Genomic DNA, 21,785 nt, shown 5'->3' with positions numbered 1-21,785 from the left:
ATATACCGAGTGAATTAATCTGGCCCTAAGACCTCTCATCGCAGCGCGGCATGAAATCAATTCCAGTTAATCGTGTACCTGTATTGCGAGCGGGTGAGGGAGTGCGTTTCAAATGAAAATGACGACAGAGGAAGCCTTCGTAAAAGTCCTGCAACGGCATGGGATTGAGCATGCTTTCGGGATTATCGGCTCTGCTTTCATGCCAATCTCCGACCTGTTTCCAAAGGCTGGGATTACGTTCTGGGATTGCGCGCACGAAGGCTCGGGTGGGATGATGGCCGATGGCTATACCCGGGCGACAGGCAAACTCAGCATGATGATTGCCCAGAACGGACCGGGTATCACAAACTTCGTCACGGCGGTGAAAACTGCCTACTGGAACCACACGCCCTTGCTTCTTGTTACGCCGCAGGCCGCCAATAAGACCTTGGGGCAGGGCGGTTTTCAGGAAGTTGAGCAGATGGCCCTGTTCAAGGACATGGTTGCCTATCAAGAAGAGGTCCGCGACGCATCCCGCGTTGCCGAAGTTCTGAACCGTGTCATCCTTCAGGCAAAACGTGCCAGCGCGCCGGCCCAGATCAACATGCCGCGCGATTTCTGGACGCAGGTGATAGATATTGATCTTCCGCCGATTGTGGATTTTGAACGCCCATCCGGTGGTGATACAGCCATTCAGGAAGCTGCGGACTTGCTCAGCAGTGCCAAGCACCCGGTCATCCTCAACGGTGCCGGCGTTGTCCTGGCCGATGCAATCGGCGACACGATTGCGCTTGCAGAACGCCTAGATGCGCCCGTTTGCTGCGGCTATCAGCACAATGATGCGTTCCCCGGCTCACACCGCCTTTTTGCCGGACCACTCGGGTACAACGGTTCAAAGGCCGGCATGGAACTGATCGCCAAGGCCGACGTTGTTCTAGCCCTTGGCACGCGCCTCAATCCGTTCTCGACCTTGCCGGGTTATGGCATCGACTACTGGCCGAAAAATGCCAAGATCATTCAGGTGGATATCAATCCCGATCGGATTGGTCTGACCAAGCCGGTGAGTGTTGGTATTGTCGGGGATGCAAAGAAAGTCTCCCAGTCCCTCCTATCAAAGCTGGCTCCCAATGCAGGTGATGCCGGGCGGGAAGAGCGCAAGCACGAGATTGCGCAGACGAAATCCCGCTGGGCGCAGCAGCTGTCCTCTATGGACCATGAGGACGACGATCCGGGTACAAGCTGGAACGAGCGCGCTCGTGCGGCCAAACCGGACTGGCTCAGCCCGCGCAAGGCGTGGCGGGCAATTCAGTCCGCCCTGCCGCGTGAAGCGATCATCAGCTCTGATATTGGCAATAACTGCGCCATCGGTAATGCGTACCCAAGTTTTGAAGAGGGCCGGAAATACCTTGCGCCCGGGCTGTTCGGTCCCTGCGGTTACGGCCTTCCGGCGATCGTTGGTGCAAAAATTGGCTGTCCGGATACCCCGGTCGTTGGGTTTGCGGGCGACGGGGCCTTCGGCATTGCTGTTACAGAATTGACCGCCATTGGCCGCAGCGAATGGCCCGCAATCACCATGGTTGTCTTCCGCAATTACCAGTGGGGGGCGGAGAAGCGGAACTCCACGCTTTGGTACGACGACAATTTCGTCGGCACCGAACTCGATGACAATGTTAGCTATGCAGCCATTGCAAAGGCTTGCGGCCTTAAAGGTGAAGTTGCCCGCACCATGGACGAGCTGACCGAAAAGCTCGATGCGGCGGTCAAAGACCAGATGGAAAACGGCAAGACCACGCTGGTTGAAGTGCTGATCAATCAGGAACTTGGCGAGCCATTCCGGCGCGATGCCATGAAGAAACCGGTTGTTGTTGCCGGAATCGATCCGGCAGATATGCGGCCGCAGTAAGGTTGTGGAAAGGAAAGTGATTGATGGGCGATATCCTTGTTCTGAACTCTGGATCCTCGTCCATCAAGTTCGCTCTCTTCAATGAAAGCCTGGATGAAACGCTCTCGGGAAGCGCCACTGAAATCGGTGGCGTTTCGCGTCTGAAAGTCTCATCCAAGACTTTGAAATCTGAAGAGACAACAACAGTCCTGCCGGATCACAATGCCGCGCTCAGCGCGATCTTGGATGTCATCCGGTCCGCTGGCGTTGAGATTGCGGACCTGAATGGCGCTGGTCACCGTGTGGTCCATGGCGGTCCGGTGCTTCAATCGGCGATCCATGTAGATGGGCAAGTCATCGCCGAGATCGAGCGTTGCAATGATCTGGCCCCCTTACACAATCCGCACAATCTGGCTGCCATCCTAGCACTCCGGGATTTGGCGCCGGACCTGATGCAAGTGGCCTGTTTCGATACGGCATTTCATGCGTCAAACCCGGATGTCGCCCGCCGATATGCCTTGCCCGACCGGCCGGAGTTGGAAATGTTGCGGCGGTATGGGTTTCACGGCATTTCCTATCAGGGGCTTGTCAGGACACTGGAGGAAGACGTGAAGGCCGATACGCCAGATCGCCTGCTGGCTCTTCACCTTGGCAACGGGGCAAGCCTGTGTGCGATCAAGTCCGGACAATCCGTGGCAACGACGATGGGATATTCGCCTCTGGAAGGTCTCACCATGGGTACCCGGACCGGGAGTATTGATGGCAATCTGGTCTTGCGGCTGGCCGAAGAAAACGGAATTAAAGACACTAAAGAGCTCTTGAACAAAAAGAGCGGTCTCTTGGGCCTTGGGGGATTGTCCGACATGCGCGCCCTGCATGCGGCAGAGACAGACGCGTCTCGTTTTGCTGTTGAGCATTTCTGCTATTGGGCTGTTCGCCATGCCGGATCGATGATTGCGGCAATGGGCGGATTGGATGGAATTGCGTTCACCGGTGGCATTGGTGAAAACGATGCTGTAGTGCGCCAGGAGATCATTTCTGGATTGGGATTTCTTGGTGCGACCTGCGATCCGCAGTCCAATCAGAGCAACAGGTCCCGCATTGATGTGTTTGGCTCAGCCGTTCCGATCTGGATCGTAAAGGCCGAAGAAGAGAAAACGATCGCAGCCGAGACGCAAAAACTCATCGTATAGTGAATGTTTATCCTCTCAAACTCATCGGCATGTCGCAATTCGACAACAGATGTCGTGAAAAAAACTTTTCTTTTTTCATTTTCTGTGTGAAATTTTCAGAAATAATTTCACGCTGGCGAGGCGGTCATGGCCAATTTGGGTGCGGATTTACGCGCACTTCGCAAGACAAAAGGGTTGACGTTAGCAGAACTTGCCGAACGGCTCGGAAAGTCGGTCGGCTGGCTCAGTCAGATCGAGCGCGGCATTTCGAAACTGTCGAGCGAAGATATTGATCGCATGGCCGGCGTGTTTGACGTGCCGCCGTCGCTTTTGGGCGCAAGGCAGGGACCAAACCCCAAGGAAGATGGCAAAATCGTTCGCGCATCCGATCGACGGATGATCGGTGAGCGGGTTCCCGGACTTGTTGAGCAATTGCTGTCCCCGGATCTGACCGACAGTTTTGAAGTCATCCATTCCACATTTCTTCCAGGGTCTGAACGCAACGACGAAATCATGCGGCCAACTCAGGAACTCGCGTTTCTGGTGTCTGGCAAGCTGAAAATCTGGCTCGAGGGCGAGCCGTTTCTCATTCGAAAGGGCGATTCCTTCCGCATTCGCGGCAACAAGTACCGCTGGGCAAACCCTTATTCTGAACCGGCGATCGCTGTCTGGATCATCTCACCGCCCGTTTATTGACCCTTGAACATAACTCTTTGAAGCCAGGCCCTAATCGAGCCTCTACCTCAAATCAAACCGGAGCCAGTCATGTCGGACCTTCCCACTACAGCTCGTGTCGTGATCATCGGTGGAGGTGCGGTCGGCGCCTCGGTTCTCTATCATCTCGGGTTGGCCGGTTGGACCGATTGTGTCCTTCTGGAGAAGAATGAGCTCACCGCTGGCAGCACTTGGCACGCTGCGGGAAACATCCCGACTTTTTCGTCCTCCTGGGCGGTCATGAACATGCAGCGCTATTCCACCGAGCTTTACCGGCGTTTGGGTGATGAGGTGGATTATCCGATTAATTATCATGTGACCGGATCTGTCCGGCTGGCGCATTCCAAGAACCGCATGATGGAGTTTGAACGGGCGAACTCCATGGCCCGCCGGCAAGGCATCGAAACTAACATGATGTCGGTCGCGGATCTGAAGGACGCCTATCCCTTCATGGAAACGCACGATCTTGAGGGTGGCTTCTGGGACCCGACAGATGGCGACATGGATCCTGCACAGCTCACGCAGGCGTTCGCAAAGGGCGCGCGGGCCATGGGTCAGAAGGTGGTGCGTTTTACACCTGCGACCGGTGTCCGGCGTGAAAATGACGAGTGGATCGTCGAAACGGAAAAGGGTGAGATCCGCTGCGAATATGTTGTCAACGCAGCGGGGTACTATGCCCAGCGTGTTGGCGAGTGGTTCAAACCCTATGGCGGGCGCACCGTGCCGATGATGGTGATGAGCCACCAGTATCTTTTGACCGAACAAATGGACGAGCTTGCAACATGGACCAAGGAGCATGGCCGAAAACTGCCGCTGCTCCGGGATGTGGATTCGTCCTATTACCTTCGGCAGGAAAACACCGGACTGAACCTTGGTCCCTATGAACGGAACTGCAAGGCACACTGGGTCACGCCGGATGATCCGATGCCGGACGATTTCAGCTTCCAGCTTTATCCCGACGATCTTGACCGGCTGGAATGGTATATCGAAGACGCCATGGCCCGTGTGCCGCTGCTTGGCATGTCGGGAATCTCAAAGGTTATCAACGGCCCTATCCCTTATGCCCCTGATGGCATCCCGCTGATTGGCCCGATGCCGGGTGTGAAAAATGCCTTTGAAGCCTGTGTCTTCACGTTCGGAATTGCTCAAGCCGGCGGGGCTGGCAAGATCCTCACCGAATGGATTACTGAAGGCGAAACCGAATGGGATTGCTGGGGCCTCGATCCACGCCGCTTCACGGACTATACCGACCACGATTATTGCGTTGCCAAGGGGATGGAGGTCTACGGCCATGAATACGCAATGCATTACCCTCATTATGAGTGGCCGGAAGGGAGAGACAAGAAGCTGTCCCCAGTGCATGAAAAACTGAAAGCCTCCGGTGCCCAATTTGGCGTTTACAACGGTTGGGAGCGTGCCAACTGGTTTGCAAAAGACGGCGACGATACATCGATTGAAGCGACAGAAAGCTGGATGCGCAAAGGCCCTTGGTTCGAGCGTGTGCGCGAAGAAGCCTTGGCCGTTCGCGATGGTGTTGGCGTTTTGGATCTTCCGGGATTTTCGAGGTTCAAACTGTCAGGCGCGGGTGCTGCCGATTGGTTGCGGGGCCGTATCTCTGGCGGCCTGCCGAAAGTTGGTAGGATGACGCTTGCCTATTTTCCAACCTCCAACGGCCGGGTACACACAGAGATGTCAATCATCCGGAAGGGCGAGGACGACTTTGTACTGATCACCGCAGCATCCGCGCAGTGGCACGATTTTGAAATTCTGACTGCACATTTGCCAGACAGTCTTGAGCTGTCCGACATCACTTCGGAGCTTTCGACGCTAATCGTAACTGGGCCGAAATCCCGGGACCTTTTCGAGAAACTCGGAACAACAGCCGATCTGGACTTGCCATGGCTCAGCATTCAAACGGCTGAGGTGGCGGGGACACGCTGCGAGCTTTACCGGGTGAGTTTTGCAGGGGAGCTGGGCTGGGAATTGCACGCGCCAATGGCCAGTATTCCAGCGCTTTACGATGCGGTTGTCGGCGCAGGTGCAAAGCCCTTTGGGATGTATGCCCTCAACAGCTTGCGGATTGAAAAAGGTTACCGAGCCTGGAAAGGCGATTTGAGCACGGATTATACCTTGCTGGAATCCGGCCTCGATCGGTTCGTGAAGCTGGACAAGGCGGAAGACTTTCCGGGCAAAGTCGCGCTCTTGAATGAAAAGCAGCAAGGTCCAAAACAGCGCTTTGTCACTTTCCTTGTCGATAGCGAGGAAATCGACCCGCCCTACATGTCGAACATCTGGATGAACGGCAGCATCGTCGGCGAAACCACGTCCTCGGCTTTCGGGTTCCGCGTAGATGCCTGCGTCGCGTTGGGCATGGTCCGGGCGGATCTGGCCGAAGCGGGCACGGCTCTTGAAGTCGAAGTCTACGGACAAAGATTTCCCGTCACGGTGCAGCCGGATGGACCACTCTGGGATCCGCAGAATCTCAGGCTAAAAGCGTGATTTTCACTCTTTCAAAGCGTCAGTTTTTTCAATCCAGATCTGGACGATAAGTCATGGCCATTCCTTCAAAAGCCCGCGTTGTCATTATTGGTGGCGGGGTCATCGGGTGTTCAGTTGCCTACCACCTGGCCAAGCAAGGCTGGAGCGATATCCTGCTTCTGGAACGCAAGCAGCTCACCAGCGGAACGACCTGGCACGCAGCCGGCCTGATTGCGCAGCTTCGGGCAACCCAGAATATGACCCGTCTCGCCAAATACAGCCAGGAGCTCTACGGCTCTCTCGAAGACGAGACGGGTCTGTCGACCGGCTTCAAAAGGTGTGGATCGATTACAATGGCACTGACCGCGGAACGCCGGGAAGAAATTCTGCGTCAGGCCTCCATGGCACGGGCGTTCGGGGTAGAGGTTGAAGAGATTTCACTGGGCGAAGTCCAAAACCGCTATCCGCACGTCAACACAAGTGGTGCAACCGCAGCTGTTTACCTGCCGCTCGATGGTCAGGGCGACCCGGCAAACATCGCATTGGCTTTGGCGAAGGGGGCGCGCCAGAAAGGCGGAAAGATCCTGGAGCGGGTCAAGGTTACCGCGATAGAGGTCAAAGACCGCAGAGCCACCGGCGTCAGTTGGGAGCAAGACGGTGAAACCGGATTTGTCGAAGCCGAGATGGTGGTCAACTGCGGCGGCATGTGGGGGCATGAGATTGGCCGGATGGCAGGGGTCAACGTTCCACTTCATGCGTGCGAGCACTTCTACATTGTGACCGAACAGATCGAAGGGTTGGGGCAACTGCCGGTTCTGCGTGTCCCGGATGAGTGTGCCTACTACAAGGAAGATGCCGGCAAGATGCTGCTTGGCGCGTTTGAGCCGAATGCTAAGCCTTGGGGGATGACCGGCATTCCCGACCAATTCGAGTTCGACCAGTTGCCGGAAGACTTTGATCATTTCGAACCGATCCTTGCAGCTGCGGTTGAACGCATGCCTATGCTGGCGGAGGCGGGGATCCATACCTTCTTCAATGGGCCTGAGAGTTTTACGCCGGACGACGCCTACCATCTGGGTCTCGCTCCGGAACTTGAGAATTTCTGGGTCGCGGCAGGCTTTAATTCCATCGGCATCCAGTCCGCAGGTGGTGCGGGTATGGCGTTGGCCGCCTGGATGGAAAGCGGCGAGAAGCCATTTGATCTCGGGGATGTTGATATCTCCCGGATGCAACCGTTTCAGGGCAACAAGACCTATCTGTTTGAACGATCCAAGGAAACACTCGGGCTGTTGTACGCGGATCATTTCCCTTACCGGCAAAAGAGGACTGCACGGGGAATCCGGCGCACTCCGCTCCATGGGCATCTGTTGGAGCAAGGTGCGGTGATGGGAGAACTGGCCGGATGGGAACGGGCGAATTGGTTCGCAGATCCAGGACAGGATCGCGCCTATCAGTATTCCTGGAAACGCCAGAACTGGTTTGAGAACAGCGCCCGCGAACACATGGCGATCCGGGAAAGCGCCGGACTATATGACATGAGTTCCTTCGGAAAGATCCGCGTTGAAGGGCCGGATGCCGAACGTTTCCTCAATCATGTTTGCGGCGCCGACATGAGCGTGCCGGCGGGCCGGATCGTGTACACACAGATGCTCAATACCGCTGGCGGTATCGAGGCCGATGTGACAGTCACGCGGTTGAGCGAAACCGCATATCTGATGGTCACTCCAGCTGCCACCCGATTGGCGGACCAGACGTGGCTCCGGCGTCATATGGGTGATCACCAGGTCGTGCTGACCGATGTGACATCCGGTGAAGCGGTTTTGGCTTTGATGGGACCGAAGTCACGGGAGCTGCTTGGCCGTATTTCTCCAAACGACTTTACTAACGAAACCAATCCGTTCGGGACAGCCCAAGACATTGAAATTGGTATGGCACTCGCCCGGGCCCACCGGGTGAGCTATGTGGGCGAACTTGGTTGGGAGATCTATGTGCCAACCGAATTTGCTGCGCATGTCTTCGAAACGCTTTGGGAGGCTGGCCGGGATGAGGGGCTGAAACTGTGCGGCCTTCATGCCATGGACAGCTGCCGGATGGAAAAGGCCTTCCGGCACTTTGGCCATGACATAACTTGCGAAGACCATGTCATCGACGCAGGTCTCGGCTTTGCTGCCAAAACCTCCAAGCCTGGTTTCATTGGACGGGACGCTGTTTTAGAGCGCAAGGAAACTGGTCCTAAAAGCCGATTGGTACAGTTCCAGCTGCACGATCCGGAGCCGATGCTCTACCACGCCGAACCGATCCTTCGTGAGGGCGAGGTCTGCGGGTACCTTTCATCCGGTGCCTATGGACACGCACTCGGCGCCGCGATTGGTCTTGGCTACGTGCCGTGCGAGGGGGAAAACGCTGCCGATGTTCTGGGTTCGGCATATGAGATCGAGATTGCAGGCACTCGTGTGCCAGCGATCCCAAGTCTCAAGCCGCTCTATGATCCGACCAGCAGCCGCATGAAGGTCTAAACGAAGATCCATTCACCCACGAAAAACCCCGGGCAGAAGCCGGGGTTTTTGCTCTTTTCCGGTAAGGATACCCGCGCGCTGCTGGCCGGGTTCAGATCCTTAACTGAACACTGCTGTGAGTGCCTCATCAATCGAGCTGGTGAGGTTATCGATGTCATCGGCAGTCGCGATTAATGCCGGTGCGAGACACAAGGTGTTGTTGAAGCCAGGAAGCGCCCGATTGGTCATGCCGATGATGACGCCCTGGGCCATACAGTGCCCTGCAACCGCCTGAACCTTGGCTTCATTGGCCGGTTCCTTCGTCTCACGATCGGACACAAGTTCGACGCCTGCAAACAATCCTCGGCCACGCACGTCGCCAACGACGGCGTGTTTCTCCTTCAGGCCTTCCAGGTTTTTCATCAGGTGTGCGCCCATCAACAGCGTGTTTTCCAAAAGACCTTCGTCTTCGATGATGCGCATGTTTTCAAGCGCTGCAGCGGGACCTGCGGCACAGCCAGCGTAAGTAGAAATGTCCCGGAAATAACTTAGAGGATCGCCGGACGCATCCTTGAACATGTCAAAGACTTCTTCGGTGGTCACGGTGCAGGAGATTGCGGCATATCCGGAAGCCACGCCCTTTGCCATTGTAACGAAATCAGGTTTGATGCCGAACTGCTGGTATCCGAACCAGGTTCCAAGGCGCCCGACACCGCAGACGACTTCATCGAGATGTATCAGGATTTGATGCCGCTTGCAGATCTCCTGAACGCGCTCCCAATAGCCCTCCGGCGGTACGATAACACCGCCGCCGGCTGTCATGGTTTCAAGGCAGATCGCACCGATCGTATCCGGTCCTTCGCGGAGGATGACTTCTTCGATGGCGTCAGCAGCGCGCTCACCATATGCTTCCGCGCTGTCATATTGGTTCCGGTATTCAAGGCAGTGTGGAACTGCGACAAATCCAGGCGTGAACGGCCCGTAGTGAGCCGAACGCTCGCCCTGACCACCAGCGGACAGGGCCGTAATTGTGGTGCCATGGTAGTCGCGGTCACGATAGAGGATTTTCGATTTTTTGCCGCCATGGTGCTGCTTGGAAATCTGGCGGACCATCTTGAAGACTTTCTCGTTCGCCTCCGAGCCCGAGTTTGAATAAAACACCCGGCTCATGCCCGGCATCTTGGAGATTAGCCTTTCAGCAAAAAGGGCTCCTGGAACAGATCCAAGCGTATTTGCGAAGAAGTTCATCTTCACAAGCTGGTCGCGGACGGCGTCAGCAATCGTCTCCCGACCGAAACCGACGTTTACGGTCCAGACACCGCCGGAGACCCCGTCTAAGTGCTCTTTACCAGCGGCATCCCAAACGCGCAGTCCCTTGCCTTCAACGATGATGCGCGGGTCTACGGTCTCGAACGTCATGTGCTGAATGAGATGATGCCAAACGTGCGCCTTGTCGGCGGCAATGACGTCGGAATTGTCGTTTTTCGCAAGAACAGCATCCATGGCCACATCCCCAGAGTTGATTGGAAAACCTGCCGGTATCCGGCTGAAAACGTGCGCTTGTGGTTCGCCGCCAAATCAGTGAGGGCAACCCATTGCAATGCACAATCATGCGCCACTGTGCACAGCCACCAATCACGCAATAGGGCCAGTGATTTGCCAGCTATAGGTCCAGACTGATTCCGTTGCTTGTCAGCTGAAATCGCAGCTCATACGCTTTTTCCGGAAACAAAAGGCAGCGGCAGAACTGCCTGAAACCCAGTGGAATGAGACGGTCACCAAATGCCAGCGCGCTTGTGAGCAATACCTGTTTTTAGCGCTTGGCAGACCCACAAACATAACGGAGTGGAACCATGGCGTTGAAATCGAAACTTGGTGGTGCAGTTGGGCTTCTGGCCCTGATGGGGGCGTTCCAGCCTGCAGCAGCAGAGGAATTGACAGTTGCTTATTTTCTAGAATGGCCGATGCCGTTCCAGTACGCCAAGGCAAAGGGGCTCTATGACGAAGCGCTGGGCATGAAGGTGAACTGGGTTTCTTTCGACACAGGCACCGCGATGTCGGCAGCGATGGCTTCCGGAGATGTTCAGATCGCAGTCAGCCAGGGTGTTCCACCTTTCGTCGTCGCGACATCCGCCGGTCAGGACCTGCAAATCGTCGATGTGGCTGTGAGCTATTCAGAGAACGACAACTGCGTCGTTGCTGAAAAGCTTGAAATCGATAAGGACAGCGCCAGCGAGCTTGCGGGCAAAAAGGTCGGTGTTCCGATCGGTACGGCAGCTCACTATGGGTTCTTGAAGCAGATGGAGCATTTCGGTGTCGATATCGGCACAATGGATATTGTCGACATGGCGCCGCCTGATGGCGCTGCGGCTTTCGCCCAGGGTAGCCTCGACATGGTCTGTGGATGGGGCGGTGCACTCCGCCGCATGAAAGAGCATGGCAATGTTCTGCTTACAGGTGCGGAGAAGGAAGAGCTCGGCATTCTGGTGTTTGATGTGACATCTGCGCCTGCAGACTTTATCGCAGAGGAAAGTGACACCCTGGCCAAGTTCCTTAAAGTGACGGCCGATGCCAATGCAATGTGGAACTCGGGCGACAACACCGCTGAAATGCTTCCTGTGATCGCAAAAGACGCAGGTATGTCCGAAGATGACACCTCGAGCACCATGGCAACCTTCGTGTTTCCGAGCGTAGAAGATCAGCTTAGCGCCAAGTGGCTCGGCGGCGGATCGCAGGAATTCATGAAGGGCGTTGCGGAAGTGTTCGTGAATGCCGGCAGCATCCCGTCTGCTCGGGATTCCTATGACGGCGCGGTCGACACGTCTGCGCTCGGTGCTGCCGCCAACATGTAAACTGCGGTTTCGCGAAAACGGTGCAGCGGGCGGGAAGCCCGCTGCCCATCCAGGCTGGGCAACCGGGAGAGTGAAGTGCCGCTTTTATTAGACAATATTTCCATGCGCTTTGACCTGCCAAATGGCAGTTCGATCCAGGCGCTTAAAGATGTTTCCCTCACTCTGAACGACGGTGAATTGCTCTCCGTGCTTGGTCCTTCCGGGTGCGGTAAGACAACGCTTTTGAATATCATCGCTGGTTTTCTGGCACCAACAGACGGTCAGGTTGTTCTGAATGGCGAGACGGTAACAGGGCCGGCGCCTGAACGCGGCATGGTCTTTCAAAAAGGCGCTTTGTTTGAATGGATGAACGTGCGCCATAATGTCGATTTCGGCCCCCGAATGAAGGGAATGGCGAAGAAGGAAAGAGATGAGATTACTGATCATCTCCTTGAAATCGTCGGTCTGCAGGATTTCAAGGAAAAAGCGGTTTATGAACTCTCTGGGGGGATGCAGCAGCGCGTTGCGCTCGCAAGGTGTCTGGCCAACGAACCCGATGTCATTTTGATGGATGAGCCACTCGGAGCGCTGGACGCGTTGACTCGCGAGAAGATGCAGGGGCTCGTTCTGAAGCTTTGGAAGGAAACCGGCAAAACCGTGATCCTGATTACTCACTCTGTTGAGGAGGCCCTTTTGCTGGGTGAACGCCTGCTGGTGATGGCGCCAAGGCCCGGACGGATACACAAGGAGTATCAGCTCCCCTTCGCAGACAGTGCTGTGAATGCGGATCTTCGTGAGGTGAAGCGGGAAAAGGGCTTTTCAGAAACACGCGATGAAATCCTCAACATGATTTGGGAAATGGAAGAGGAAATCATGGGCCGCGCGGAGGCTGCCCAATGACCATTCTCATTGCCTATATCGCGATTTTTGCGGCCGCCTTTTTCATCGTTCATTTTGTCACGCTCAGGATTGTTCACCGGAATGATTTCACAAGCTTGAAGACCGTGACTTTCGGGGATGAGAGTGCCGTTAAGGCAAACCGCATCGCCTCCGTAATTTCGGTCCTTGCTGTCTTCTTTATTTGGGGTGCCTTCACCGGCTCCAAACTGACTCCTATCCATGTGCCTGGACCGTATATGGGCACCACCGAGTTTACCTACACCGCGGAAAATGCGGCGGGAGAGACAGACAGTGCGACTGTGACCGTCGTGGTGCACAAGCTTGGGGAAGATGTAGAGCTGCCTGAACCAGCCCCAAGTAGTGGGTTTGCGCAGAACGATGTCGACAGTGTTGCCGCTTGGCGGAGTGGCCTGATCAGGGTCAACCGCAACGATGAGGGACGTGAGGACGAGGGCTTCAAGATCACCGCAATCGATGGTCAGCCAATTGCTGTCGGTTCGCCGGTTTCTGTTGCAAATGGTTCGGTCGCGCTGACTGCAAAGGGGTCACTGAACTTCACCCCGGACAAGGGCATGCAGATGGAGCCCATATGGCTTCCATCACCAGAGGCTGTCTGGCACCGGTATATTGAGATCTTCGGGGATGGCTATCAAGGCATTACCTTGCTTGACCATCTGGGTTGGTCGCTGCTGCGAGTATGCGCTGGGTTTCTTCTTGGCAGCCTGATCGGCATCCCGCTTGGGTATGCTATGGGACTGTCCGGCTGGTTCCGGGGGTGGTTTGATCCGATCGTCGAGTTTATGCGGCCCGTGCCGCCCTTGGCCTTGATCCCGCTGGTGATCATTTGGTTCGGGATCGGCGAGTCCGGCAAGATTATCCTCCTGTTCCTTGCTGCTCTTTGGATTATGACGATTGCCGCGCGTGCTGGAGTCTCAGGCGTCAATATATCCAAGGTTCATGCCGCTTATTCCCTCGGAGCGTCCAAATCGCAGATCCTGTGGCACGTGATCGTGCCCAATTCATTGCCCGAGATTTTCACCGGTGCCCGGGTTGCGATGGGCGTTTGTTGGGGGACGGTGGTTGCTGCTGAACTGGTGGCTGCTGAAAAGGGCGCCGGCAAGATGATCGTCGCAGCCAGTAAGTTTCAGCTGACTGACATTGTGATTATGGGAATCATATTGATCGGTGTGATTGGGTTTGCCATTGATGTCTTAATGCGCCGCGCTGAAAACTGGCTCGTTCCGTGGAAAGGCCGCAGCTGATGCTGCGATCAAACCAGGACATCAGCTGAATTTTGGCATCAGTTTCTTCAAAGTCCTGCGGAACGGTCCGCGGGACTGATAGGCGGTGAGTGCCAATTGGCCAATCGGGCCTACTGTGACTGTGACATTTGTAAGGGGGATTTGCTCTGCCCCAAAGGAGAGCTTGTAGGGCTCGTCACCGATTGTGAAATCGAAAATCGTGGTCCCCAAATCGGCTTCATGCCGGATCTTTTCATTAAGGCCGAGCAGACCGAGCGAGTAACGCTTCATGTCCTCATCATCGACAAAAGCTGCCAGCAAAAACAGGAAACGGCCCTTGTGACGGACGCCGAAATCGATCGACATGATCCGATTTTCGAGTTTGCCGACAAAGGTTGAAGTCATGTCGGTTTGAGCGCCCTTGACCGCAAGGTTCCGGTAGAAAGCGAAATACTCCGGTCTTGAAAACAAGTCTGTTTCGTAGCGGCCAGCGCGAAGACCCCGCATGATCTCGAACGCGTTCTCGATGTCAGCCTGATTGGAGAGTTCGCTGTATTCAAGCGGGCCGTGGTCTTTCTGGAACCCACTCAGCTTTCGCCTCAATCCTTTGCGCATGTTTTTCGAGACATGCGTCTTCAGCCAATGATCGTGCGTCTGTTCGATTTCGACTTCATAGGAGCTGCTGATGTTCGGGTTTTTTCTTGCTTTTGAAAACAACTTCGACGCGTCAAAGGTGGACGGTGGCTGCTTACGGAAGAGCAGAATATGATACGGCTTCATTGCCGTGAGGATTTTGCTCGCGAGGCCAGGAACAGCACAGACGTCTTCCAGGCTTTTTGGCGATCCGATTACCGCATTGTAATCGGCCACTCCAAGATCCGCCGGTTGAATGATCTGAATTCCAAAATACGTTTCTCGCACTAGCGGCAGAATTACCTCTGGTTGCTCCTGACCCTCGCGATAGATTTTCATGATTATCGGTTCTGCGCCGGAACCTGGGACAAGGGTTTTGTAGAATTCATGAAGCCAAAGCGGACTTTGAAAGGCCGTTGCCGCCGCGCTATCGAATAGAGCTGAATACTCATTGGATAAAAAATCGTATTCCTTACAGACTTCGATCCGGTAGCCGGAATGAACACTGATGTTCTGATGATCCATGACAGCGTTTCCTAGTCGGCTCTTCGAGAAGCCGGACGGTGGAGCAGGGCATTTATCGCGTCCTCGTCCAATGTTTGCGTACGCGGGTCGACAATGCCGAACCCATCCGAATAATCCCAGTGCGTCCAGCCGATACAACGGGCTTCGGCTTCCGTTGTAACCGCCTGCAGCCAATAGAGACGATCGTTTCGCGGGGCATCGTAAGAAAGTACGCCAAACTCATTTATGACAACAGGAAGCCCATACTTCTGCGACCAGTTATCAATTGTCGAAAAAGCGTTCTGGACGTCTTTTTTCGTCCATGGTTCTTCGAAAACCTGGCGAATTTCCTCAGCGGCTTGGTCATGCCCTTCCGCCTGGAGCCGGGAGACCAGCGATCTGATCCGGGCATCGTTTTCTTTCGTTGGAAAAGGGACGCCAATGGCAAGGCGTGCCGTATCGTCCGGCGGGTGCCATTCGGCACCCTGATGGGTAAAAATGAATGGATCGTAGAAATGAATTGCGTAAACGGTGTTACCATCTGTCAGAGGTGGAAGGTTCGCCAAACTTTCATGGCGCATGGGGCCATGTGGGCCAACGACGAACGTATGATTTGGAAGCCAGTCGCGTAGTTGTCTGGAGAGCCGTCGGGTGTGGTCCTCCCAGATTTCTGGCGACGTATCCGGTTCATTCAGAAACTCAACGGCGACCTTTGCTGGATTGGTGCCTTCCAGCACTGATGAAAGATAGCGCCAGCTGTCTTCGAGCCGTCGGTATCCTTCGTCCGGTGCCGTTCGATAGACGTGGTTGAACGTCCCGTCCGGGTGAAAATCGACCGTTACCGTAAACCCGATGGCGAGCAGGTTTTGCACCATAGCTTGGAGTTCGTCGGAGTACTTGGAAAGATCCTCGGATCCCCAGTCGCCCGTATTGAACGCGTTATGAAAAACGGGGAGGCGGATGTGCGTAAAGCCGTTTGTATAAAGCAGCCTGAGAGTGCTCAAATCAGGACGGTAAGCAATGTCATTAGCATCCCAGTTGGGTAGGTTCACACCGCGCGCCATCGTTTCGAGAAGCGCAGGATTTTCAAATGCCGGAAAGGTCTGAGCGGAAAAACAATGATCGGCATTTTGCGGACTGGCGTGTGCACCTCCAAAGGCAGTCATTGCCAGGCATGCGGGCAGCACAAGCCTTGCCAGAGTACGCACCCACATACGGTCAGTCTCTCAGCATGATAAAAAATGCTTTGTGATTGGTTTGAAGATAGCGCGGCCCGAGACGGCGTGGCTCCTGCATCGTCCTGTAGAGCCACTCCAGACCAAGATTTTGCATCCATTCCGGCGCGCGGGGATTCTTGAGTGACAGAAAATCAAAGAGCCCGCCTGAGGTCTTTATGACACCGACATTGGTCAGTTTCTTGAGGTTCCGAGATACGAACTGCTGCTCTCGGGGGACCCCCATGCCGATCCATAGAATATCGGGTGCGAGGTTGTTGATCTCCGAGACAATTGCATCTTCTTCGTTCGCGCCAAAATAGCCGTTTCTCCGGCCAACGACGTGAAGATCGGGATAGAATTTCTGGGTGTTGCTGACTGCCGCCGCGTTGGATTTTTCATCGGCGCCGAGCAAATAGAACGATGCGCCGACATCTTGAGCCACGAGCGCAACGTCGTGATAAAGGTCGGTCGTAGCGACACGTTCGATGTTCTGCAAACCATGTTTTATCCGCGCTATCCAAACCATCGGCATCCCATCGGCAAGGATCTGATCTGCTTGGAGGAATTCCTGGCGCACGGCATCGTCCTCGTCGCACATGACGATGACTTGTCCATTTGCAGACGTGGAATAATAGGGCTCTTCGGCTGAACCCCGCTTGGCGAGCGCTCGCGCAATCAGTGTCTCGGCCGCGGTCTTCCGATCTGTCCATGTGATTGGAAGCCCACCGAGAACCTCAACGACATGATAGGATTGGGCAAGCTGTGCGAGCTGCCGGGCGTCCCACTGACCATGTTTTTTTTGGTCTCTCTGAGTATGTCTTGGACGCTGCGGACTCATTATCTATTCGCCAGGCTCCGGAATTTTCGCAGTGTGCAAGATAACGTCAGGGAATTAACGTTCAGCAAACAGAAATGCTGGTTGGTAGAAATAGATTAGAGCGTTACCCAACGTAGCTTTTCTTCCACTTCTGACGATATTCCAGAGAGAGGGTCTTCGTTGATTGAGTGTGGTTCGAATTCTTCCTCTACAACGACGAACAGATCTGCAAACTCTGACAGGCGCTGGACTTGCCCGTGATTGCGCACCGGCGGAGCGTCAATGATCATGCAGGCATCACGAGCTGTGTTGCTGACTGAAAAGCCCTCAACGACCTCCAGGATAGAACGCCGGTTCCGGAAGTGGTTCGTTGCGATCTCCCCAGGATCAACAATTGAAAGTGCGCGAGCTGCAGGCAGGCCCAAGGAGTCGGGCGCTGTCCGGTGAGCGTCGATCAGGTTCTGGTTCTCAGTCAGCAGCAACACTGGAAGCCCGCGCTGTCCTGCAAGCGCTGCAATCCCAAGAACGACGTCACTCTGATCCAGCTTTGGCTCAAGCGAGCTTACAACCACGACTGCCCCTCTGCTTTGGAGGGTCTTCACGTCACGCCGAAGCGGACCGCGCTTCAGATACTGCGCAGTTTCCTTCGGATCGAACCTTTCATAGGTTTGGGTCTGGGCCCGGTGATGGTCGTGATCCTTCGCGCGGGCATGCCTTTGTGCGCGGATTGGGCGATCGGGAACCTCCTGAAAACCCATCTTCTGAATGGTCTCATTCAATCTGCCAACAGGCGCCGAAAAGCGCTTGCGGCCTTCTTTGAATTTGCGTCCGGTCTGTTTCCGTCTCCCAAAACCAAACAGCGATTGAGACATCGTCTTTGACGCGCGTTTTTTCTCTACAGGAGCACCTGTCATCTCACGTGCAAACGCATAAAGAACCGCGCAGCCCCCCGAAAAGACCAGAAAAACGAGCCCAGCAAGAACCCGACTTGGCCGGTTTGGTTTCAGCGGAGGCAAGGCCGGCGATGCGATCCGAGCCTGCCCGAGTTCCAGACCGCTCTGCTTTTCGGTTGCCTTGAACCGAGCCAGAAACTCTTCATACAGCTGTCGGTTTGCGGTTGCTTCACGCTCCAGGCTTGCAAGCTGAACCATGGCGCGTTCGGTTCGAAGGGCCGTTTGTTTCCTCTGATTGAGCTCGTTGGTCAAAGCTTGAAGAGTGGAATTTGCACTTTCAAGCCGCTCTTTTTGGATCGCAAGAAGTCTGCTTTGTTCCAGAGAGATTTGCCGTTCGATTCCAGCCAGCTTGCTGCGCTCTGAGGTCACGCGGGGATGACGGTCGCCGTAAACCCGGCTGAACTCGGAGAGGTTCTGGAGTATTTGGCCTCTTTCACGGCGCAGCTCTGCAAGCTGTGCCGCGTCCGATTGTTCGGTCGTGGACGGAAGACCCGCGCCTGTGCTGATCTTTTCAACCCTTGAACGGATGGCCTCTGTTTCAGCCTTCGCGGCAACAATCTGCTCGTTCAGTGTGATGAGTTCACGCTGTAACAATGTGCTGTCTTGAGTAACACCGATGATGCCATTCTCTGCCTTAAAGCTCGCAACGGCTTTTTCAGAAGTTTCAAGGTTTGACCTCAAGTCGTTCAGGCGTTCTTCCAGGGACGAAGCTGCAGTGGCGTTCGCGGTCACCAACGCATCGGTCTGGCTGTCTACGAAGGCTTGCGCGACTGCATTGGCGTAAAGAGCGGATTTATCTGGGTCGTTGGATGAGAACGATATTTCAACAATGAAGGTCGCGCCCACCCGATTGACTTGCAAACGCCGCTTGAAGGCTGCGAGCAATTCACGGTCGTCAGGACCTACAGAACGCGCAAAAATCGGATCGGTCTTGGCATCCAGATCTTCCAGCACTGGGCGCAGAAACCCATCGGAATGAACGATTTGTACGATACTTTCCAGGAAAGCGGCATCTGATCCAATGCCCGGCAAAACGTTTTCGGTAAGCGTCACTCTGCGCTCGCGCGGGTCAACCAGAACAAGTGCAGTCGCTTTGTACGGAAACGGATAAAGCGAGAACAGGATAAGCGCGATCGCTGTCAAAACAGCCGTGATTATCGTGATCCGCACAAGGTTCCGGCGGAAGAAGCCGATGATTTGCGAGAACTCAATCAGACCCTGGTTGAATGCGCCGTATCGCTGTTTTCCGTCTTGTGAAAACGGACCTTCCGGAGTCTCTTGGTTCCAAGCTCCACCTGGAATGGCGGTCATGTCAAGGCGCTCCAGTCGTATCGAAAAGCACTCTAATCAAAACTAGGTTTGGCGCAGTGGTTCGTATGCGGGTTCGTCGGCTGGCAAAAACTTAGCAATCAATCAATAACTATCCGTTAAACATAATCGCCTTCGGTATGACGAAATGCATAGCACGACAGCCCCGAAGAGCTTGGTATTTGCGTGAGAACTGTCGATAAAAATCAACCCTATGGCCTGGTTTCTGAGGGGCCTGACTGGAGCCGGGAGCCGATGGGCTCGGTGGCTGCAGTAATAGGTGGTTTTTTGCTCATCGGACTGCCGGTTGCGGGGCACATTTTAAGCCCGCTGATCGCGGTTCCGATGGCTCTGGTCCTCAGTGTTCTCCTCGCGAACTACGCGCCGCGCACTGCATTGATCAGCGTCATCATTGCCCTGTTGTTTCAGAATTTCTTTGTTTCAATGGTTTCGTCTAACCTGAGCGGCCCGGATGAATTCAAAATCATTCGAGGATACAACTTTGTCATACTCGTATCGATTTGGTCCGCTTTCTTCGCCAGTTACTGGACCCGGTTTCGCGGACAAAACAGGTCCATCGATCTCATCATGAACCTGACCTTTGGCGCAGTTGGGCTCGTCTTTTTTTATTTTCTGATCGGTTTTGTTCAAAACCCGACCCCCGCCGTCATTTACCTCCGGAACATTCTGACGCCGATCCTCATCTTCCAAATTGCCTTGATCACCTTTTGGCGGTTTGAATTTGGCCTTACCGTACCGCTCTTCATCGTCGGTACGATCTTCCTTCTAATGGGATATATCGAACTGATTTTCCGGGAGGATTGGCTCTACTTCACCGGAGGCGAAAGCTACTGGGAGCTGGATATGCGATCGGCGCGTTTGTCACTTGAATGGGACCAGGAAGCGCGGGAAACCGGTTACGTCATGCTGGGCTTTCTCGATGCCTTTCGTGTCGATTTGTTCAACACACCCTTGCTCGACGGCTTGGACCTGAGGGTTACACGTCTCATGGGGCCAAACATGCACGCGATCAGTTATTCGTACGCGGTGGCTTTTCTGCTTGTGTTCGCGCTGTTTCGTGGTTCGGTTATCATGGCGTTGTTGCTTTTCCCTTTGCTCGTCTTTGCCAATGCGAAAGGCGCCTTGATTCTGTTCATTCTGGTGCTCGGAGCATGGTTTGCATTCAAACTCTTCGGCGCGCGGCTGAGCCTTTGGGTCACAGGATTTGTACTGGCACTCTATGCCGTCGCGGGAATTGTGGTCGGGCTTCAGATCGGCGACTTTCATGTGCTTGGTTTCATGGGCGGGCTTTACAATTTTCTTGGTTTCCCCTTCGGACATGGCATCGGTGTGGGAGGCAACCTTGGTACCGACTTTTCTCAGCTGGACTGGCCGGCTTATCAGGCCGCTGGGCGCACGCCGGTCGCAATCGAGAGTGCGGTTGGAGTTTTGCTCTATCAAATGGGGCCAGCTGCGTTCTTTCTACTTGGAGTATACATCTGGCTCGGGTGGCAAACACTTAGGGTGGCTTCCTTTACAGGTGCATCTCTTCACATTGCCGCGAGTTTTGCTTTGTTAACCGTTCTTGTGAACGGAATTTTTCAGGAAGAGGCTTTATTCTCGCCACTCGCCCTCGGGCTATTGATTTCTCTAAATGGCATGGTTCTTGGCCAAGCCATCCGAAAGGGCTTCGTTCCATAGGCATGAAAAACCTGTTCGCCTCTCTGGCATCGTTCGCCCTTAGGTCGGAAACTCGAGGCGTGATCATCTCGATGATGGTCAAAGCTGCCTCTATCCTGTCGGCCTTCACCCTCTTCACCTTGAGCGCACGCGTGTTGGGTGAGGAGCAGTTCGGCCAGTTTGCGCTGTTTTTCAGTGCGGCTTCCATGGCAGCTGTTGCCGCAGCTTTCGGCCAGGAAATGCTGATCATCCGGATCTGGAACGAGAATGTTGCCGCCGGGCGAATTTCGGTTGCCAAAGGCGGGATCGTGTTTGGGTTTTTGATCTCGGCGCTGGGCGCAACTCTGGGCGCGATAGTGATGGCGGGGATTGTCTATTTCTACAGCAATTGGGCGGCAGCCTTGAGCGCTGGATTGTTTGTTGCTGCTGCTGTCTTCCTTCTGTTTTTCTCCAGTCTTGCCCGATCAATTGTCAGCATACTTGTCGGTGATGGGCAAAGAGAGTTGACCGCATTGCTGTTTGCAAACGTTGTGCTGATTTTCTGTCTCGTTTTTGACTGGAGCTCTTCCGTCACATTTGTTGTCAATTTGATTGTCCTCGGAAAAGTCGTTGCAATTGCCCTGCAGGTTTTTTTCCTAACCCGGGTGCTGCGCCGAATGTATCCGGAGATATTTGCAGCCAAGCCGGAGTTCGCCGTTGATCGCTGGCTGCCATCTTCTACGCGGCTCTGGTTCGCCAGTATTCTGGAATCTTCCAATCAGTATCTCGACGTCATTCTGGTCGGCTATCTGCTCGATCCGATTGCTGCAGGCGCCTATTTCGTCACGACGCGCCTTGCCAACGGATTTGCGTCCGTTGCGGATGCGTTCAACATGTTCGCCATGCGGCAATTTCCGGAGCTTTACTACAAAGCGGATGAGGGCGGTCTGCTGCGGTTGCTACAGACCCTTGCCATCCTGACAGCGCTTGCGGTTGTCGGCG

At 54.8% G+C, this 21,785-nt stretch carries 14 protein-coding genes and 1 pseudogene; 10 read left to right on the top strand and 5 right to left on the bottom strand.

Annotation, left to right across the window (positions count from 1 at the left end):
* The first annotated feature begins 112 nt into the window (after positions 1-112).
* The 5 genes from xsc (at position 113) to RBB44_RS11755 (ending at position 8,741) form a co-directional block, all read left to right on the top strand.
* Positions 113-1,882 (top strand): sulfoacetaldehyde acetyltransferase, encoded by a 1,770-nt coding sequence (gene xsc / locus RBB44_RS11775; protein ID WP_306147565.1) that lies wholly within the window; start codon positions 113-115, stop codon positions 1,880-1,882.
* 23 nt (positions 1,883-1,905) lie between these two features.
* Positions 1,906-3,054: an acetate/propionate family kinase gene (locus RBB44_RS11770; RefSeq protein WP_306147564.1), complete on the top strand. Its 1,149-nt coding sequence runs from the start codon at positions 1,906-1,908 to the stop codon at positions 3,052-3,054.
* A gap of 126 nt (positions 3,055-3,180) precedes the next feature.
* Positions 3,181-3,729, top strand: coding sequence for a helix-turn-helix domain-containing protein (locus RBB44_RS11765; RefSeq protein ID WP_133951896.1), 549 nt, complete (start codon positions 3,181-3,183; stop codon positions 3,727-3,729).
* Between the two features lie 69 nt (positions 3,730-3,798).
* Positions 3,799-6,246, top strand: a complete 2,448-nt coding sequence (locus RBB44_RS11760; RefSeq protein WP_306147563.1) for an FAD-dependent oxidoreductase — start codon at positions 3,799-3,801, stop codon at positions 6,244-6,246.
* Positions 6,247-6,299: 53 nt separating this feature from the next.
* Positions 6,300-8,741 carry an FAD-dependent oxidoreductase gene (locus tag RBB44_RS11755; protein ID WP_306147562.1) on the top strand — a complete coding sequence of 814 codons (2,442 nt, stop codon included), beginning with the start codon at positions 6,300-6,302 and terminating at the stop codon, positions 8,739-8,741.
* Between the two features lie 99 nt (positions 8,742-8,840).
* Here the strand turns inward: RBB44_RS11755 and RBB44_RS11750 are convergent, their stop codons facing one another.
* Entirely contained in the window at positions 8,841-10,223 is a 1,383-nt protein-coding gene (locus tag RBB44_RS11750) for an aspartate aminotransferase family protein (protein WP_306147561.1), read from the bottom strand.
* Between the two features lie 350 nt (positions 10,224-10,573).
* Here RBB44_RS11750 and RBB44_RS11745 point away from each other — a divergent pair, with 350 nt between their 5' ends.
* The 3 genes from RBB44_RS11745 (at position 10,574) to RBB44_RS11735 (ending at position 13,713) form a co-directional block, all read left to right on the top strand.
* On the top strand, positions 10,574-11,572 hold the full coding sequence (locus RBB44_RS11745; RefSeq protein ID WP_209174582.1) for an ABC transporter substrate-binding protein: 999 nt from the start codon (positions 10,574-10,576) through the stop codon (positions 11,570-11,572).
* 102 nt (positions 11,573-11,674) lie between these two features.
* On the top strand, positions 11,675-12,451 hold the full coding sequence (locus RBB44_RS11740) for an ABC transporter ATP-binding protein (RefSeq protein WP_209174917.1): 777 nt from the start codon (positions 11,675-11,677) through the stop codon (positions 12,449-12,451).
* Positions 12,448-13,713 carry an ABC transporter permease gene (locus tag RBB44_RS11735; protein WP_306147560.1) on the top strand — a complete coding sequence of 422 codons (1,266 nt, stop codon included), beginning with the start codon at positions 12,448-12,450 and terminating at the stop codon, positions 13,711-13,713. Before RBB44_RS11740 ends, RBB44_RS11735 begins: the two co-directional genes overlap by 4 nt.
* A 21-nt stretch (positions 13,714-13,734) precedes the next feature.
* On the opposite strand, the gene RBB44_RS11730 is transcribed toward RBB44_RS11735, so the two are convergent.
* From RBB44_RS11730 to RBB44_RS11715, 4 genes are all read right to left on the bottom strand, one after another.
* Positions 13,735-14,850: a GNAT family N-acetyltransferase gene (locus tag RBB44_RS11730; protein WP_306147559.1), complete on the bottom strand. Its 1,116-nt coding sequence runs from the start codon at positions 14,848-14,850 to the stop codon at positions 13,735-13,737.
* A gap of 11 nt (positions 14,851-14,861) precedes the next feature.
* Positions 14,862-15,995, bottom strand: coding sequence for a glycoside hydrolase family 5 protein (locus tag RBB44_RS11725; RefSeq protein ID WP_306147558.1), 1,134 nt, complete (start codon positions 15,993-15,995; stop codon positions 14,862-14,864).
* 52 nt (positions 15,996-16,047) lie between these two features.
* Positions 16,048-16,884, bottom strand: coding sequence for a WecB/TagA/CpsF family glycosyltransferase (locus RBB44_RS11720; RefSeq protein WP_306147557.1), 837 nt, complete (start codon positions 16,882-16,884; stop codon positions 16,048-16,050).
* A 95-nt stretch (positions 16,885-16,979) separates the two neighbouring features.
* A complete protein-coding gene (locus RBB44_RS11715) occupies positions 16,980-19,127 on the bottom strand; it encodes a GumC family protein (RefSeq protein ID WP_306147556.1) in 2,148 nt (715 codons plus the stop codon).
* Between the two features lie 261 nt (positions 19,128-19,388).
* On the opposite strand from RBB44_RS11715, the gene RBB44_RS11710 reads away from it, so the two are divergent.
* Positions 19,389-20,825 carry a hypothetical protein gene (locus RBB44_RS11710; RefSeq protein ID WP_306147555.1) on the top strand — a complete coding sequence of 479 codons (1,437 nt, stop codon included), beginning with the start codon at positions 19,389-19,391 and terminating at the stop codon, positions 20,823-20,825.
* A gap of 2 nt (positions 20,826-20,827) precedes the next feature.
* Positions 20,828-21,628 (top strand): annotated as a pseudogene (locus RBB44_RS25520) (oligosaccharide flippase family protein); the annotation flags it as partial.
* Positions 21,629-21,785: the final 157 nt, after the last annotated feature.

This window comes from Roseibium sp. MMSF_3247, assembly GCF_030733765.1.
Taxonomy (GTDB): Bacteria; Pseudomonadota; Alphaproteobacteria; order Rhizobiales; family Stappiaceae; genus Roseibium.
Note: the sequence above shows the minus strand (reverse complement) of the source record. Positions and strands in the feature narration are given on the sequence as shown.